General features: G+C 70.4%; 18 protein-coding genes and 1 pseudogene. 12 read left to right on the forward strand and 7 right to left on the reverse strand.

Annotation, left to right across the window (positions count from 1 at the left end; all coding sequences use genetic code 11):
• Positions 1 to 40 precede the first annotated feature (40 nt).
• The 4 genes and pseudogenes from ACPWT1_RS10825 to ACPWT1_RS10840 all read left to right on the forward strand — a co-directional run bounded on the left by ACPWT1_RS10825 (position 41) and on the right by ACPWT1_RS10840 (position 4,046).
• Positions 41 to 712 (forward strand): alpha/beta hydrolase, encoded by a 672-nt coding sequence (locus tag ACPWT1_RS10825; RefSeq protein WP_427915543.1) that lies wholly within the window; start codon positions 41 to 43, stop codon positions 710 to 712.
• Positions 713 to 817: 105 nt separating this feature from the next.
• Positions 818 to 2,370 (forward strand): annotated as a pseudogene (gene gshA, locus ACPWT1_RS10830) (glutamate--cysteine ligase).
• A 116-nt stretch (positions 2,371 to 2,486) separates the two neighbouring features.
• Complete coding sequence (locus ACPWT1_RS10835) at positions 2,487 to 2,984, forward strand: RcnB family protein (protein WP_427915367.1); 498 nt, start codon at positions 2,487 to 2,489, stop codon at positions 2,982 to 2,984.
• 156 nt (positions 2,985 to 3,140) lie between these two features.
• Positions 3,141 to 4,046, forward strand: coding sequence for an SDR family NAD(P)-dependent oxidoreductase (locus ACPWT1_RS10840; protein ID WP_427915368.1), 906 nt, complete (start codon positions 3,141 to 3,143; stop codon positions 4,044 to 4,046).
• A gap of 6 nt (positions 4,047 to 4,052) precedes the next feature.
• Here ACPWT1_RS10840 and ACPWT1_RS10845 read toward each other — a convergent pair whose 3' ends face one another.
• Together ACPWT1_RS10845 and ACPWT1_RS10850 are read right to left on the reverse strand one after the other, a co-directional pair.
• Entirely contained in the window at positions 4,053 to 4,376 is a 324-nt protein-coding gene (locus ACPWT1_RS10845) for a hypothetical protein (RefSeq protein WP_427915369.1), read from the reverse strand.
• Positions 4,377 to 4,498: 122 nt separating this feature from the next.
• Positions 4,499 to 4,978: a hypothetical protein gene (locus ACPWT1_RS10850; RefSeq protein WP_427915370.1), complete on the reverse strand. Its 480-nt coding sequence runs from the start codon at positions 4,976 to 4,978 to the stop codon at positions 4,499 to 4,501.
• Between the two features lie 276 nt (positions 4,979 to 5,254).
• On the opposite strand from ACPWT1_RS10850, the gene ACPWT1_RS10855 reads away from it, so the two are divergent.
• The 7 genes from ACPWT1_RS10855 to ACPWT1_RS10885 all read left to right on the forward strand — a co-directional run bounded on the left by ACPWT1_RS10855 (position 5,255) and on the right by ACPWT1_RS10885 (position 10,222).
• Complete coding sequence (locus ACPWT1_RS10855) at positions 5,255 to 5,452, forward strand: hypothetical protein (RefSeq protein ID WP_427915371.1); 198 nt, start codon at positions 5,255 to 5,257, stop codon at positions 5,450 to 5,452.
• A 144-nt stretch (positions 5,453 to 5,596) separates the two neighbouring features.
• Positions 5,597 to 6,328, forward strand: a complete 732-nt coding sequence (locus ACPWT1_RS10860; protein ID WP_427915372.1) for a tyrosine-protein phosphatase — start codon at positions 5,597 to 5,599, stop codon at positions 6,326 to 6,328.
• Positions 6,329 to 6,545: 217 nt separating this feature from the next.
• A complete protein-coding gene (locus tag ACPWT1_RS10865) occupies positions 6,546 to 7,433 on the forward strand; it encodes an alpha/beta hydrolase (RefSeq protein WP_427915373.1) in 888 nt (295 codons plus the stop codon).
• Between the two features lie 69 nt (positions 7,434 to 7,502).
• On the forward strand, positions 7,503 to 7,982 hold the full coding sequence (locus tag ACPWT1_RS10870) for a hypothetical protein (RefSeq protein ID WP_427915374.1): 480 nt from the start codon (positions 7,503 to 7,505) through the stop codon (positions 7,980 to 7,982).
• Positions 7,983 to 8,070: 88 nt separating this feature from the next.
• Entirely contained in the window at positions 8,071 to 9,393 is a 1,323-nt protein-coding gene (locus ACPWT1_RS10875; protein WP_427915375.1) for a cation:proton antiporter, read from the forward strand.
• A gap of 81 nt (positions 9,394 to 9,474) precedes the next feature.
• Positions 9,475 to 9,693: a hypothetical protein gene (locus ACPWT1_RS10880; protein WP_427915376.1), complete on the forward strand. Its 219-nt coding sequence runs from the start codon at positions 9,475 to 9,477 to the stop codon at positions 9,691 to 9,693.
• Positions 9,694 to 9,724: 31 nt separating this feature from the next.
• On the forward strand, positions 9,725 to 10,222 hold the full coding sequence (locus ACPWT1_RS10885) for a hemerythrin domain-containing protein (protein ID WP_427915377.1): 498 nt from the start codon (positions 9,725 to 9,727) through the stop codon (positions 10,220 to 10,222).
• 157 nt (positions 10,223 to 10,379) lie between these two features.
• Here ACPWT1_RS10885 and ACPWT1_RS10890 read toward each other — a convergent pair whose 3' ends face one another.
• The gene (locus tag ACPWT1_RS10890; protein ID WP_427915378.1) at positions 10,380 to 10,790 is read right to left on the reverse strand and encodes a hypothetical protein; all 411 of its coding nucleotides are present in this window, start codon (positions 10,788 to 10,790) and stop codon (positions 10,380 to 10,382) included.
• Between ACPWT1_RS10890 and ACPWT1_RS10895 the strand changes: the two genes are divergently transcribed.
• Positions 10,761 to 11,156, forward strand: a complete 396-nt coding sequence (locus ACPWT1_RS10895; protein WP_427915379.1) for a hypothetical protein — start codon at positions 10,761 to 10,763, stop codon at positions 11,154 to 11,156. The two genes, ACPWT1_RS10890 and ACPWT1_RS10895, sit on opposite strands and share 30 nt — an antisense overlap.
• 62 nt (positions 11,157 to 11,218) lie before the next feature.
• Here the strand turns inward: ACPWT1_RS10895 and ACPWT1_RS10900 are convergent, their stop codons facing one another.
• The 4 genes from ACPWT1_RS10900 to ACPWT1_RS10915 are packed head-to-tail and all read right to left on the reverse strand — an operon-like array spanning position 11,219 to position 14,809.
• Positions 11,219 to 12,127, reverse strand: a complete 909-nt coding sequence (locus tag ACPWT1_RS10900) for a sulfurtransferase (RefSeq protein ID WP_427915380.1) — start codon at positions 12,125 to 12,127, stop codon at positions 11,219 to 11,221.
• On the reverse strand, positions 12,127 to 13,017 hold the full coding sequence (locus tag ACPWT1_RS10905) for a DMT family transporter (protein WP_427915381.1): 891 nt from the start codon (positions 13,015 to 13,017) through the stop codon (positions 12,127 to 12,129). The genes ACPWT1_RS10900 and ACPWT1_RS10905 overlap by 1 nt, the downstream gene beginning before the upstream one ends.
• On the reverse strand, positions 13,017 to 13,667 hold the full coding sequence (gene leuD / locus ACPWT1_RS10910) for a 3-isopropylmalate dehydratase small subunit (RefSeq protein ID WP_427915382.1): 651 nt from the start codon (positions 13,665 to 13,667) through the stop codon (positions 13,017 to 13,019). The genes ACPWT1_RS10905 and leuD overlap by 1 nt, the downstream gene beginning before the upstream one ends.
• Positions 13,667 to 14,809: an aromatic ring-hydroxylating oxygenase subunit alpha gene (locus tag ACPWT1_RS10915; RefSeq protein WP_427915383.1), complete on the reverse strand. Its 1,143-nt coding sequence runs from the start codon at positions 14,807 to 14,809 to the stop codon at positions 13,667 to 13,669. The genes leuD and ACPWT1_RS10915 overlap by 1 nt, the downstream gene beginning before the upstream one ends.
• Positions 14,810 to 14,865 lie beyond the last annotated feature (56 nt).

A 14,865-nucleotide genomic window follows, 5' to 3' on the forward strand; every position in this document is an offset into this window, starting at 1 on the left:
CAATGGCGAGCTTTCCGTGAGCACCGCGAAGACGCATTCCATGAGCCTGCTGGACACAATCGACATCGAGACCGCACCCGATCCCACCGCCACCATCCTCGTGCTGCACGGCCTGGGCGCGGATGGCAACGACTTCGTGCCGATCGCGAAGGAGCTGGATGTTCGCGCGGTGGGTCCCGTGCGGTTCGTCTTCCCGCATGCGCCCGTGATGCCGGTGACCATCAACAACGGCTACCGGATGCGCGCGTGGTACGACATCCTCGGCAGCGAGCTGGTGCGGCGCGAGGACGAAGCGGGGCTGCGCAGTTCGATGGCGGCCGTGCGGGCGCTGCTGGCGCGCGAGAAGGAACGCGGGATCGCGCCCGAACGCACGGTGCTGGCGGGCTTCTCGCAAGGCTGCGCGATGGCGCTGCTCACGGGGCTGCGGCACGAGGAGCGCCTGGCCGGCATCGCCGGCCTGTCCGGCTACCTGCCTCTTGCGGCCACGACCGCGGCCGAGCGCAGCGCGGCGAACGCGCGCACACCGCTGTTCCTGGCCCATGGCACCTTCGACAACGTGGTGCCGCTCGCGCGCGGCGAGCAGTCGCGCGAGTTCCTCTCGCAGCTGGGCTACGAGGTCAGCTGGCACAGTTATCCGATGGCGCACTCGGTCTGCATGGAAGAGATCCAGGACCTCAACGGCTGGCTGCTGAAGGTCCTGGCAAAGGCCTGAGTTCCAGCGGGCTCGGACTGTCCCGGCCCCAGCAGGTTCGGCGCAAAGGTGTTACCTTCCGCGTCCCTGCCGCACGACGGCAGTTCCGCAGCCACGACCTCGACCATGTCCCGACTCCACGATGCCCTGACCAGCCTGCAGGCCGAGCGCCTGCGCGGTATCCGGCGCGGCATCGAGAAGGAGAGCCTGCGTGCCACGCCGGCCGGCGCACTCGCGCTGACCCCGCATCCGCAGGCGCTGGGCTCCGCGCTGACCCATCCGCACATCACCACCGACTACAGCGAGTCGCAGCTGGAGCTGATCACCGGTGTGCATGCCACGCCCGAGACCTGCCTAGAAGAACTGCTGCGCATCCACCAGGCGACGGTGCGCGCGCTGGGCGACGAGATGCTGTGGGTGTCCAGCATGCCGTGCGTGCTGCCTGCCGACGAGAACATCCCGATCGGCCGCTACGGGTCGTCCAACGTCGGGCGCGCCAAGAGCGTCTACCGCATGGGCCTGGCACACCGCTACGGCCGGCGCATGCAGACCATCTCGGGCATCCACTACAACTGGTCCATGCCCGGCGTGGACAGCGACGGCTACTTCGCGCTGATCCGAAACTTCCGCCGCCACGCGTTCCTGCTGCTGTACCTGTTCGGTGCGTCGCCCGCCCTGTGTTCGTCGTTCGTTGCCGGCCGCGACCATCGGCTCGCCAGGCTGGCCGACGGCACCATGTACATGCCGCACGCCACCTCGTTGCGCATGGGGCGGCTGGGCTACCAGAGCGAGGCCCAGGCCAGCCTGGCCGTCAGCTACAACGGGCTGGACGGCTACGCGGCCTCGCTGCAGGACGCGCTGACGCGGCCCTATCCGGCCTACGAGGCGATCGGCATCACCAACCCCGGCGGCGACTACAACCAGCTGGCCACCAGCCTGCTGCAGATCGAGAACGAGTTCTACGGAACGATCCGCCCCAAGCGCGTGATCGCAGCCGGCGAGCGGCCGCTGCATGCGCTGCGCGAGCGCGGCGTCGAGTACATCGAAGTGCGCCTGATGGACCTCGACCCGTTCGTGCCGGTCGGCATCAAGCCGCAGACGCTGCGCTTCCTCGACGTGTTCCTGCTGCACTGCCTGCTGGCCGACAGCCCGCCCGACACGCCGCAGGAGATCGCCGAGATCGGCCGCAACCAGCACCGCACCGCCGCCTTCGGCCGCGAGCCCGGGCTGGTGCTCGAGCGCGGTCGCCGCGAGATCGGCCTGCGGACCTGGGCGCCGACCTGCTCGCCGAGCTGGAGCCGGTGGCCGCCAGCCTCGATGCCGTGCACGGCACCAGCGACCATGCCGATGCCGTGCGGTCGGCCGCGGCCATGCTGCAGGATCCGGCCCTGCTGCCGTCCGCTCGCGTCCTGGACGTCATGCAGCAGGAGCACGGCAACTCGTTCATCGCGTTCACCAGCGCCCAGTCGCAGCACGCCAAGGCCAAGCTGCTCGCGCTGCCGTTCTCGGCCGCGCAGCAGGCGCGCTTCGATGCCCTGGCGCAGCAGTCGGTGCAGGCGCAGCAGGACATCGAGTCGCGCGACAGCATGCCGTTCGAGATCTACCGCCAGCAGTACGTCTCGCCCGAGCGCCTCGGTCTCGGAAAAGCTGCAGTCGCGCCCGCGCTCGCCGCCGTCTGACCGCCCGGCGCAACCGCTTGTCGCTGGTCACAACTCGCGTGCATCCGTTCGCGCGGACGCCGTAGCGCTGAGCCTAAAGTCGTCCTCATCGAATTCACGAGGACGGAGCCACAGCCATGAAGCAAGCATCCATCACCCTGGCGGGCCGCGCGGTCGCCGCCGCGCTGGCGCTCACGCTGGCCAGCGGCCCGGTGCTGGCCGACAAGGGCGGCCATGGGCACGAGAAGCACGGCAGGCACCACGACCACGACGACGACGACCATGACCGTGACCATGGCCACGGCCGTCGCGAGGCCCGCGTGGGCGGCTATTTCGACGCGCGCGACCGCCAGGCCGTGCAGGTCTACTACGTGGAGCAGGGCCGCGCCGGCCACTGCCCGCCCGGCCTGGCCAAAAAGCACAACGGTTGCATGCCTCCCGGGCAGGCCCGCGGCTACTACGTCGGCCAGCCGCTGCCGGCGCAGGTCGTGTACTACCCGGTGCCGCAGCCGGTGCTGATGCAACTGCCGCCCCCGCCGCCGCAGCACAAGTACGTGCGCGTGGCCGGCGACATCCTGCTGATCGCGGTGGGCACCTCGATGGTGGTCGACGCCATCGGCGACATCCAGCGCTGATCCCCTCCCGTCGCGGACCTCGGTCGCGTCGCAGCCAAGCCCGGCCAGGTCCTGCCTCGCCGGGCTTGTCGCTTGGGCGTCGAAGCAGGCCTCCCTGCGGCCCAACGCTCCGTGATGCTGGGCTAGCATCGGCGCCCTGTTCGAGGAGACATTCGCATGGCATTGGATTTCAGCGGCCGCGTGGCCATCGTCACCGGCGCGGGCGGCGGCCTGGGCCGCGAACATGCGCTGGCACTGGCGGCGCGCGGCGCGAAGGTGCTGGTCAACGACCTGGGCGGCGCGGTCGACGGCTCCGGCGGCTCCGCAGGTGCAGCGCAGAAGGTGGTCGACGAGATCCGGGCCGCCGGCGGCGAGGCCCTGGCCAACGCGGCGTCCGTCACCGACTTCGAGGCCGTGCAGGCCATGGTGCAACAGGCGGTGGACGCCTGGGGCCGCGTCGACGTGGTCGTCAACAACGCAGGCATCCTGCGTGACAAGACCTTCGCCAAGATGGACGTCGCGGATTTCCGCCTGGTGCTGGACGTCCACCTCATGGGCGCCGTGCACGTGACCAAGGCCGCGTGGCCGCACATGATGGCGGCGAAGTACGGCCGGGTGGTGATGACCACCTCGTCCAGCGGCCTGTACGGCAACTTTGGCCAGAGCAACTACGGCGCAGCCAAGATGGCGCTGGTGGGCCTGATGCAGACCCTGGCGCTCGAGGGTGAGAAGCACGGCATCCGCGTCAACTGCCTCGCACCCACGGCCACCACGCGCATGACCGAGCACCTGTTTCCCGCCGACATGCTGGCCGCCTTCGCGCCGGCGTCGGTGGTGCCCGCGATGCTGGTGCTGGCCTCGCAGGACGCGCCCACGCGCACGGTGCTGTGCGCTGGCGGTGGTTCGTTTGAAGCCGCGCACGTCACGCTCACGCGCGGCGTGTTCGTCGGCACCGGTCCCGACGCCGATTCGCGGCTGGCCGCGCAACTGGCGCAGGTGCTCGAGCGTGCGGGCGAGCAGGTGCCCGGCAGCGGCGCGGCGCAGGGCGCCAACGAGTGGCAGCTGGCGCAGGGCGCGCGCTGAGCGCGGTCAGAGCGGACCGGGCAGGGCCTTGAAGCCGATCCAGGCCGCGCCGATCACCGCATTGACCGGAACCGCCAGCGCGCTCGGGACATAGAACAGCATCGACAGTGCCGGCGCGTCCAGGCCGAGTTCGAGGATGCCGCCCAGTGCGTAGAACGCGAGGCCCCAGCACAGCCACCGCCACATGTACGTGGGCAGCCAGCGCGCCTGCTCGCGGTTGTAGCGCCAGGCCGCGGCGCGTTCGAACAGCGTGCCGCGCGTGACATCGCGGAACAGCCAGCCGAAAAAGAAGTACCGGTACAGAAGGGAGTGGAAGGTGGCGTCTTGCACGTCGGGGCCTTCGGTCAGAACACGTTCCTGCAGTGTTCGGTGCCGACCGACCCGCTCCTGTAGGAACCGGTCCACTGGTGCCGTACGCAAGGGACCCAAGCCGCCGCCGCGGCGTGGCGTCCTCAGCCCGCGCAGGTGGGGGCGTCGGTGCGGCGGAACACCTGGCCGCGCACCAGTGCGAGCGGGCCGTCGCCGTCGGTCACCTTCAACTGGTCGCCGTGCCGCTCGAGCACCAGGGCGCCCACCTTGGTCGACTGCGTGCGCAGCACGTTGCCTTCGATGCGCCCCTGGATCGTGCGCGCGCGGTCGCGGCGCACCAGCTCGCCCTCGACGTCCTGCTGCCGCTGCGTGAGGCGCAGGCTGAACTCGTGCAGCGGCCCCGAGCCGCACCAGAGCCCGCTGACCTGCGTGCGCACCGGTGCCGCAGGCGCCGATGCAGCGGCGATGGCAGGCGCGGGCGCACTGGCTGCCTCGGCGGCTGCTGCGGCACTGGCCGCGGCCGAGGCCGCTTGCGAAGCCGCCGGCGCCGGGTCCTGGGCAGCCGCCTGCAGCGCCGGCAGCAAGGCGCCGAGCAGAGCCAGGATGGTGGTGATTCGCTTCATGGCCGGCACCATAGCAGGCACCGGCACCGCGTGGGCCGCTGCAGCCCGGTCGGACCAATGGCGATCGTCCTGCTCGTCGCATCGCCGACGGCGCGCTGGATGGAGACGTGGTCTCGCAGCGGACACCGCGCGCTGACAAGCTCGCCAGAGCGGGGCGCGCTGCGCCGTCCTACAGCGGCGGCACGCACGTACCGACAGACGCCTGCCCACCGGCGCCTAGATTCAGGCGCACGGTGCGCGCATGGGGCGCGGGCCGCCACAAGCAAGGAGCAAGCGATGCCATCTTCCAAGTCTCCGTCGGGCAGTTCCAAGAGCAGTGCCAATCCTGGCAGCCGCGGCAGCAAGGGCCAGGCCAACAGCGGCAGCAAGATGAGCCGCAGCGAAGCCGGTCGCAAGGGCGCCGAGGTGAGCAACCAGAACAGCCGCGCCCAGAGCGAGCGCTCGCGCGGCACCAGCGGCAGCAAGAGCCGCTGATCGCCGCGGGCCCGTCCCGCGTCCCACGACCGCTGCCCGCTTGCCGCCAGGCCTGCGGGCAGCGTCGTTTCCGGGCCCGCCATCGTGTCGTCCTGACAGGACCACGGCAGCCTCGACGGCACACGGCGGCGACAATGGGGGGCGATGTCCGTTCCCCCGCTGTCGATCACCAACCCCTCCAACTTCCGCGACCTGGCCGAGAACGTGCGCAGCGTGCCGCTGCGGCCGCATCTCCTGTTTCGCTCCGACCACCTCGGCGCCCTCGACGCGCACGATGCCCGCCAGATCCAGGACCTGGGCATCCGCCGCGTGCTGGATTTCCGCGGGGTGCACGAGCGCACGTCGGCGGCGTGCCGCGTGTCGGGCGTGGAGGTGCATTCGCTCGCGATCGAGCCCACCATCGTGCAGGTGCTGGCCGAGCTCACCGAAGCTGGCCACCGGCTGGGCGAGGCCGACGTGGCGCACCACATGGAGGACACGTACCGGGGCTTCGTGCGCGAGAGCGCGGGCCGTTTCGCGCAGTTCTTCGAGCTGCTGCTGGCGGCCGCCGAGCCCACCGTCTTCCACTGCACGGCCGGCAAGGACCGCACCGGCGTCGCCGCGGCCTTCCTGCTGCACGCGCTGGGCGCGACGCGCGACGAGATCCTGCGCGACTACCTGCTGACCAACGATCGCCTGAAGCCGCCCACGGTGGTCTGGAGGGGGCTGGAGCCGCACGTGGCGCGCGTGCTCTGGGGCGTGCGGCCGCAGTTCCTGCAGGCGGCCTTCGACGCGATCGATGCCGACTGGGGCGGGCTCGACGCATTCCTCGAACGCCGGCTGGGCGTCGGTCCTACGCAGCGCCGGCGCCTTCGCGATCTGTACACGGCGCCGTGACGTTCGTCACGCCCGGCGCGTTCACGACGCGGCAGCGCGGCCGTTTCCTACTTCATCGGTAAGCGGGCACCGACAGGGTCTCGCACGGCCCGCGCGCACCATGGCTGCATGAAACCGGCAGACCAGCCGGTACGGCGAAGGGAGAAGCCATGGGAGCTGCGAGATCCGCCGCGCGTGCACACGCCGGCATCCACGAGCACACCGCGGAGGGGACACCATGCTCAAGCTGCTGCCCGCGCTGATCGCGCTGCCCGCACTGGGCGCCGCCTGCTACGCCGCCGCGATCGCGTACCTGTGGTTCCGCCAGGAACACCTGCTGTTCGAGCCGGAGCTGCTGCCCGGCAACGAACCGATCTGCCCCGACACCGACGTGCGCGAGTTCATGGTCGACGTGCCCGGCGCGCGCCTGTCCGTCGCGCAGCTGAAGCTGCCCAATCCGCGCGGCGTGGTGTTCTACCTGCACGGCAACTCGGGCAACCTGCGCAAGTGGTTCATCAACCTCGACGAATTCCGCGAGCTGAACTACGACGTGGTGATGATGGACTACCGCGGCTACGGCAAGAGCACCGGCCGCATCGGCAGCGAGGAGCAGCTGCGCAGCGACGTGCGCGCGGTGTGGAACGCCGTGGCCACCGACTACGCGGGCAAGCGCCTCGTGATCTCCGGCCAGTCGCTGGGGACCGCGCTGGCCGCGGGCCTGGCCGCCGAACTGTCGCAGGCCGGCTGCACGCCCGACCTCACGATCCTCGTGTCCCCGTACAGCAGCATGCGCGCGCTGGCCGACGAGCATTACCCCTGGGTGCCGAGCAAGGTGCTGCGCTACCACCTCCCCACGATGGACCACGCCTGCAAGGTCGACGGCCCCGTGCTGCTGGTGCACGGCGACCGCGATGAATTGATCGGGTTCCACCACAGCGAGGCGCTGATGCGCGCGTTCCCCAAGTGCCAGCTGCTGCGCGTCGAAGGTGCGGGGCACGGGGACGTGCACCAGTTCCCCTCGTTCCGGCAGGGCGTGGCCGCGGCGCTGGTGGGCCTCGCGGGACTGGCCGCGACCCCGGTCTCCTACGCGGCCTCCGGCCAGGCACCTACAGCGGCGCTCACCTGAGCGGCCGACCATGGCGGCATGAGGCGGGCCCCTTCGCGGGCCCGCACTGCTTTGAACAGGAGTAATGCCATGCCCAACCAGGAACAATCCCCCGACGGCAAGCCGCGCAAGGACCCGAACCGGCCCAGCCCCGATGTCGAACGTGATGCCACGGACGGCCAGTCCGATGCGCGCGGCACCGGCGCGAGCGACGAGCAGGGCGATCGCGCACGCAGCGGCAACGGCACGCCGGAGCGCGGTGCCTACCGCGGCGACGGCCCCGGCAAGGTGGGCCTCACCAGCGATCGCCAGCCGGACCTCGTCGCACCGAGCGGCGTCAACGAACGTGACCACGGCGCGGCCGACGACAAGCCCATGGGCGGCGGCAGCGTGAACCTCGACGACTTCGACGAGGCCCACCCGCGCGGCAACACCGCACGCACCGGCGGCACCTGGGACGCGCAGGGCGGCGACAGCGGCCAGGTGGGCAAGGCGCCCGGCCCGGGCCTCTCCGATCGCAACGGCCCGAGCGACCCCGACGCGAAGGACGTGCACAGCCGGCCTGCGTGAGGCCTGCCGTTCTGCCCGGCCGTTGGCCGACCACGCGCCGGCATGACGGCGCACATCGAGCGTGCCCCGGCTCGCGCAGCATCGCCGGATGGATGTCGCACTCTGGTCGGTCCTGATCGGCCTGTTGCTGATCGTGATGGCGCTGGGCGGCACGGTGCTCGCGCGCCTGCCGCTGTCCACCGCCATGCTGTACCTCGCGGTCGGCATCGCGGTCAGTCCCGTCCTGCTTGGGTGGACCGGCTTCGGTCCGCTCACGCACACGGTCCTGATGGAGCGGCTCACCGAAATCGTGGTGCTGGTCTCGCTGTTCACCGCGGGGCTGAAGCTCAGTCATGGACTGGGCGATCGCCGCTGGCTGCTTCCCCTGCGCCTCGCGACCACCTCGATGGTGGTCACGGTCGGCTGCATCACGCTGGCCGCCTGGACCTTGCTCGGCCTGCCGATCGGCGCCGCGGTGCTGCTGGGCGGACTGCTCGCGCCGACCGATCCGGTGCTGGCGTCCGACGTGCAGGTGCAGGAGCCGGGCGACCGCGACCAGCTGCGCTTCGCGCTGACGGGCGAGGGCGGCCTGAACGACGGCACCGCGTTCCCGTTCGTGATGCTCGGCCTCGGGCTGCTCGGGCTGCACGACCTGGGCACTTTGGGATGGCGCTGGATCGCAGTCGACCTCGTGTGGGCCGTCGCTGCGGGGCTGGCCGTCGGCGCGGGCCTGGGCATCGCCACCGGGCGCCTCGTGCTGTACCTGCGCCGCGAGCACAAGGAGGCCGTGGGGCTGGACGATTTCGTGGCCCTGGGTCTCATCGCCCTGGCCTACGGGATCGCGTTGCTGCTGCATGCGTACGGCTTCCTCGCGGTGTTCGCCGCCGGCGTCGCGCTGCGCAATCTCGTGCAGCGCGAGAGCGGCCCGGCGGACGAGAGCCGCGACGCGGTGGAGAAGGCCACCGCGCTGCCGGATCGCAGCATGGCCGAAACGCTCGCGGTCGATCGGCGGCACGCGCCGGCCTACATGGCGCATGCGGTGCTCGGCTTCAACGAGCAGCTCGAGCGCATCGGCGAGGTCGCGGTGGTGGTGACCATCGGCGCACTGCTGTGGGCGGTGCCCTGGCAGGCCGACGTCCTGTGGTTCGTGCCGCTGCTGCTGCTGGTGATCCGTCCGCTGTCGGTGGCCATCGGCCTGGCGGGATCGACCACCGCGCGGCCGCGACGCTGGCTGATCGGCTGGTTCGGCATCCGCGGCATCGGCTCGCTGTACTACCTCATGTACGCGGTCAACCATGGATTGCCGCCGGCGCTGGCGGACCGCCTGACCGGCCTCACGCTCGCCGCCGTCGTGGCGTCGATCGTGGTGCATGGCATCTCCGTCACGCCCCTGATGGCGGCGTACGAGCGGCGCGTGGCTGCCCGGCCGTGAGGGCGCTGCCCCCAACGTCCTACACGGCCGGCAGAGGCATGCTGACAGGGCGAGGGGTCCCGTCTTGCCTAGAGTGTGGCGATGCCCGACGCATCCCTTGCCGCCATGCCCAACGACAGACCCGACGCGCAGCCCGCCGCCAAGGACCAGGCGCAGCCCCGCCGCACACCGGGCACCGACATGCAGCCGGAAGACGCCGGCACCCCCGAGAGTGGACAGCCCGAGGGCCGCGGCACGCCCGTGGAGCCCGCGATGAAGGAGACCAGCAAGACCGACGACGAGTCCGGCAGCCGCGGCTGAACGGGCCACGCCAGCAGACGGAGGAAGAAGCATGACCGACACCCCGCAGGATGCGCTCGACCTGCTCGACGCCGACCACCAGGCCGTGCGCGAGATGTTCCGGGCCTATCGCGACCTGGCCGCCAACGATGCGCCCGAAGCGCGCCGCAAGGCGCTGGCCGAGCAGATCTGCATGGAGCTCACCATCCACGCCAAGCTGGAGGAAGAGCTGTTCTACCCACCGGTGCGCGAGGCCATCCGGGACGACGACCTGATGGACGAGGCCGAGGTGGAACACGCGTCCGCCCGCGACCTGATCGTGCAGATCCTGTCGATGGATCCGCACGAGGAGCTGTACGACGCCAAGGTCACCGTGCTGGGCGAGTACATCGACCACCACATGCGCGAGGAACGCGACGAGATGTTCCCCAAGGCGCGCCGCAGCGGCCTCGACCTGGTGCGGCTGGGCGAGCTGCTGCGCGAACGCAAGCGCGAGCTGCAGGCCGTCCCCGAGGCTCTGCGCGAAGACCTGCTCGTGTCGCTCGCCTGAGGCGGCGGCCCGCAAGCTCAGCGGCCGAAGCTCGGCCGCCACTCGGCCTGCCCTGCGGTTGTCCTACAGAGTTAGACAGTGGCAGACGACAGTCGACCCCCGGGCAATCCCTAGAGTCATTTCAGGCAGCAGGGCTGCCGTTTTCTCGTTTCCTCCATCACGCGTAAACCAAGGAGTCCCAGATGAACGCTTCCAAACTCACTCGCGGCGCCGCGCTGGCCTTTGTCGCGGCCGCCGCCCTGTCCCTGACCGCTTGCAACAAGGGTGCCGGCGAAGGTGGCACCGGCTCGGCCGCTTCCGGCAGCTCGGGCAGCAGCACCGGCTCGATGGGCGCCAGCGGCGGCAGCAGCGGCGGTTCCAGCAGCAGCTCGCCCAGCAGCTCGGGCAGCATGGGTTCGTCCACCGGCTCCACCGGCAGTTCCACGGGCAGCGGCTCGACCGGCAGCTCCAGCTCGTCGCCCAGCAGCTCGGGGACCGGCTCCAGCTCGGGTTCTTCGACCTCGAAGTAATGGCCAGCCGCACGCTCGTCCTCGCCTTGGTGGCTTCGGCCTGCCTGGCCGCGTGCCACCGGGACGCCGACAGCGGTGCCACGGCCAACGGCAATGCGCCGGGCAGCCCCGGCGCCAGCAACGCCGCGACGGTCCGCGTGCCGCAGCAGGGGGACACCTCCTCCGGCCGCGGCCCGTCGGGTGTCGCGGGGTCGTTGCCCCATCCGGGGTCCTCGGGCGGTGATGCCGTCGTCGGCACCACAGGCAAGGGCACCTCGGCCAACAACGCCGAAAGCCAGACGGCGCAGCCCGGCTCGGGCCTGCACGGCGGGCTTGGCGCAAGCGACCGCACCTCGAGCATGGGGGCTGCCGGTCCATCCGAAGCCGCCACGCCTTCGCAGGGCTCGGCCAACCGCACGACCGGAAGTTCGGTGGGCAACCGCTGAACCGCGTGCACCAATGCAAATGGCCGGCACTTGCCGGCCATTTGCATTTCAGGGGGCGCGATTCAGCCGCGCTCGACGGGCCGCGACGGATCGCTGCACCACTCGCTCCAGCTGCCTGCGTAGAGGCCGGCAGTTGGCAGCCCGGCGACTTCCATCGCGAGCAGGTTCGGGACCGCACTCACGCCGCTGCCGCACTGGTGCACGACGCTGGCCGGATCGCGGCCTTGCAGCAGCGCCTCGAATTCGGCCTTCAACTGCGCGGCAGGCTTGAAGCGGCCGTCGGCGCCCATGTTCTGCGAGAACGGCCTGTTCAGCGCACCGGGAATGTGCCCTGCGACAGGATCCAGCGGCTCGACCTCTCCGCGAAAGCGCGGGGCCGCACGTGCATCGACGATGGTCTGCGCACCGCTGCCCAGTGCGGCCTGCACCTGCCGCGTGTTCACCAGCCGCCGGAGCGGCGCGCCCAGCGTGAAGTTGGACTGGAAGTGCGCCGGCTCGTCGCCCGACGCGAGGTCGCCGCCCGCGGCCTGCCAGGCCTGCAGCCCGCCATCGAGCACCGCCACCGGTTCGTGGCCGGCCCACTTGAGCATCCACCACAGGCGGCCGCAGTAGTTGGCGTTCTGCCGGTCGTAGACGACAGCCTGCATGTCGTTGGCGAAGCCGACGTGGCACAGCCACATGGCGAACTTCTCGCGGCTGGGCAGTGGGTGGCGTCCGCCCGACGCGGCATCGGTGTGCGGGTGGTGCGTGCCGTCCGGCTCCACGACGCCCTGGTCCGAGAGCGCGGTGTCGAGATCCGCGTACACGGCGCCGGGGATGTGGGACTGGTGGTACTGCTCCTCGCCAGCGGCGGGGTTCATCAGGTCGAAGCTGCAGTCGAACACCATCAGGCGCGCGCCAGCGGCGCGCAGCGCGAGCAACTGCTCGGCGGAGATCAGGGTGGTGAAGTGCTGGGGCATGGGGGTCGTCATCAATGTTCCTCCGCGGGAGCGTCCGGCGCCGCGTGCGAGCGCAGGATGGTGGCCGCCACGCCGCTGCCGACGATCAGCGCCATGCCGAGCCAGCCCATGGGCGCGATCGTGTCGCCGAACAGCACCACGCTGTAGAAGGCGCCGAACACGATCCCCGAGTATTGCAAACTGGCCACGACCAGTGTGGCCCCATGGCTGTACGCACGCGTCATGCACCACTGGCCCAGCGAGGCCAGCACGCCCACGGGCAGCAGCCATGCGGCATGGGTCCAGGTCCACCCGGACACGCCCGTCAGCGCCATGCCGATGGCGCCCGCCACCGTGGAGCCGACGGCAAAATAGAACACCGTGCGCGACTCGGGTTCGCCGATGCGGCCGAGCGCCATCACCTGCATGTACGCGAATGCCGAGATGAGGCCCGAAAGCAGGCCCACCACGCCGGCGAAGACCTGGTTCTGGTCGATCGTGGGACGCAGCATCAGCACCACGCCTGCGAAGCCGGCCAGCACGGCAAGGACATGCGGCCCTTGCCGCAGGGGACCCGTGCGGGGATTCCATGCGAGCAGCGCCCCGCCCACGAGGAAGGCCGCGACCCACACGCTGCTCATGTAGTTGAGCGTCATCGCCGTCGCGAGCGGCAGGCCCGCGATGGCATAGAACCAGGCGCCCAGCGACAGCACGCCGACCAAGCTGCGCCAGGCATGCATGGACGGGTAGTTCGTGCGCAGCCCCACGCCCTGATGGCGGGCCAGCAGCCACATGAAGACCATGCCCAGCACGCCGCGCCAGAACACCAGCTCCGAGCTGTTGAACCACGCCGCGGCGATCTTCACGCAGACCGCCATGCTCGCGAACGAGAAGGCGGCCAGGATCATCCACAGCGCCTGCATCAGCCGGGCAGCGTCCGGTCCAGCCAGGGCTGGCGTGCGAGACGCTCCTGCTCGAAGGCGGCGATGCGGTCGCGGCGCGCGAGCGTGGCGCCGATCCAGTCGATGTCCTCCGACAGCAGCAGCGCCTCGCGCGGCGCCAGCGGGAACGTCCACGCGTCGCTGCCGCAGGCGAGCTGCCTCGCCTGCAGGTCGATCCTGACCTGCAGCACCGACAGTGCCGCGCGCGTGAAGAGGCGATCGACCGCGGCTTCGGGCAGCACGAGCGCCGCGATGCCGTTCAGTGCGCAGTTCTGCCGGAAGATGTCGCCGAAGCTGGGCGCGAGCACCGCGCGGATGCCGAAGTCACGCAGTGCCCACACGGCATGCTCGCGGCTGGAGCCGCAGCCGAAGTTCTGGCGCGCCAGCAGCACGGTCGCGCCCTGCAGCTCGGGACGGTTCAGGATGAAGTCGGGGTTCGGTCGCCGGCGCGAATGGTCCGAGTCGAGGTCGCCCGGATCGAGATAGCGCCAGTTGTCAAACAGCACCGGGCCATAGCCGCTCTTCGCGGTGGACCGTCCGTACTGCTTGGGGAAGATGGCGTCGGTGTCGACGTTCGGGCGGTCCAGCGGCACCACCGTGCCGCTGTGCTGGCCGCCCGGGAATGCCGGCATCAGGGGGCAGCGTGGCCCATCGCGCCGCGGTACCACTCGTGGAAGTGCTGCATGCCGTCTTCCATCGGGCTCTGGTACGGGCCGACCTCGTTGTGCCCGCGCTTCATCAGCGCGAGGCGGCCGGCATCCATGCGCAGCGCGATCTCGTCGTCCTCCACGCAGGTCTCCATGTAGGCGGCCTGCTGGGCCTCGACGAAGCCACGCTCGAACGCCGCGATCTCCTCGGGGTAGAAGAACTCGACCACGTTGAGCGTCTTCTGCGGCGAGATCGGATGCAGCGTGGACACCGTCAGCACGTGCGGGTACCACTCGACCATGATGTGCGGGTAGTAGGTGAGCCAGATGGCGCCGTACTTCGGCGGCTCGCCGCCACGGTACGCCAGCAGCTCCTTGTGCCAGCGCTCGTACACCGGGCTGCCGGCCTTGCCCAGGCGGTTGGCCACGCCGACCGTCTGCACCGAGTAGTTGTCCTTGAACTCCCAGCGCAGGTCGTCGCAGGCGACGAAGCTGCCGAGGCCGGGATGGAACGGGCCGACGTGGTAGTCCTCGAGGTAGACCTCGATGAAGGTCTTCCAGTTGTAGTTGCACTCGTGCAGCTCGACGCGGTCGAGCACCATGCCGCTGAAGTCGAGATCGGCGCGCGGGCCCATGCCGGCCAGCTCGGCCGCGATGTCACGGCCGTTGTCCTCGAACAGCAGGCCGTTCCACTCGCGCAACTTCCAGTTGTCGAGGTTCAGGCACGGGTCCTGCGCGAAGTGCGGCGCGCCGAGCAGCGTGCCGGCTTTCGCCGGACCCTGGCCCGCGCTGTAGGTCCAGCGGTGCAGCGGGCACACGATGTTGCCGCCGGTGCCGGCCTTCGAATCGACGTTGCCGCGGCCGCGCAGGATCACGGCCTGGCGATGGCGGCAGACATTGGAGATCAGCTCCACGCCCGTGGGCGTGCGCAGCAGCGCGCGGCCTTCGCCCTCCTGCGGCAGCGCGTGGTAGTCGCCGATGTCCGGCACCGCCAACTCGTGGCCCACGTAACGCGGGCCACGGTCGAACAGTGCCTTCATTTCGCGTCGGAAGAGCGCCTCGTCGAAGTAGCTGGAAACGGGAAGTTGGCTTGTGGCCTGCTGGAGCTGAAGACTTAAATCAGACATGAACCTGACCTAGAGACTCCCCCTATGAAGGGGCAGGTGAAGCGCTTGATCGAAGG

Origin of the sequence: Ramlibacter sp. MMS24-I3-19 (assembly GCF_050320135.1) — a bacterium.
Lineage (GTDB): Bacteria > Pseudomonadota > Gammaproteobacteria > Burkholderiales > Burkholderiaceae_C > Ramlibacter.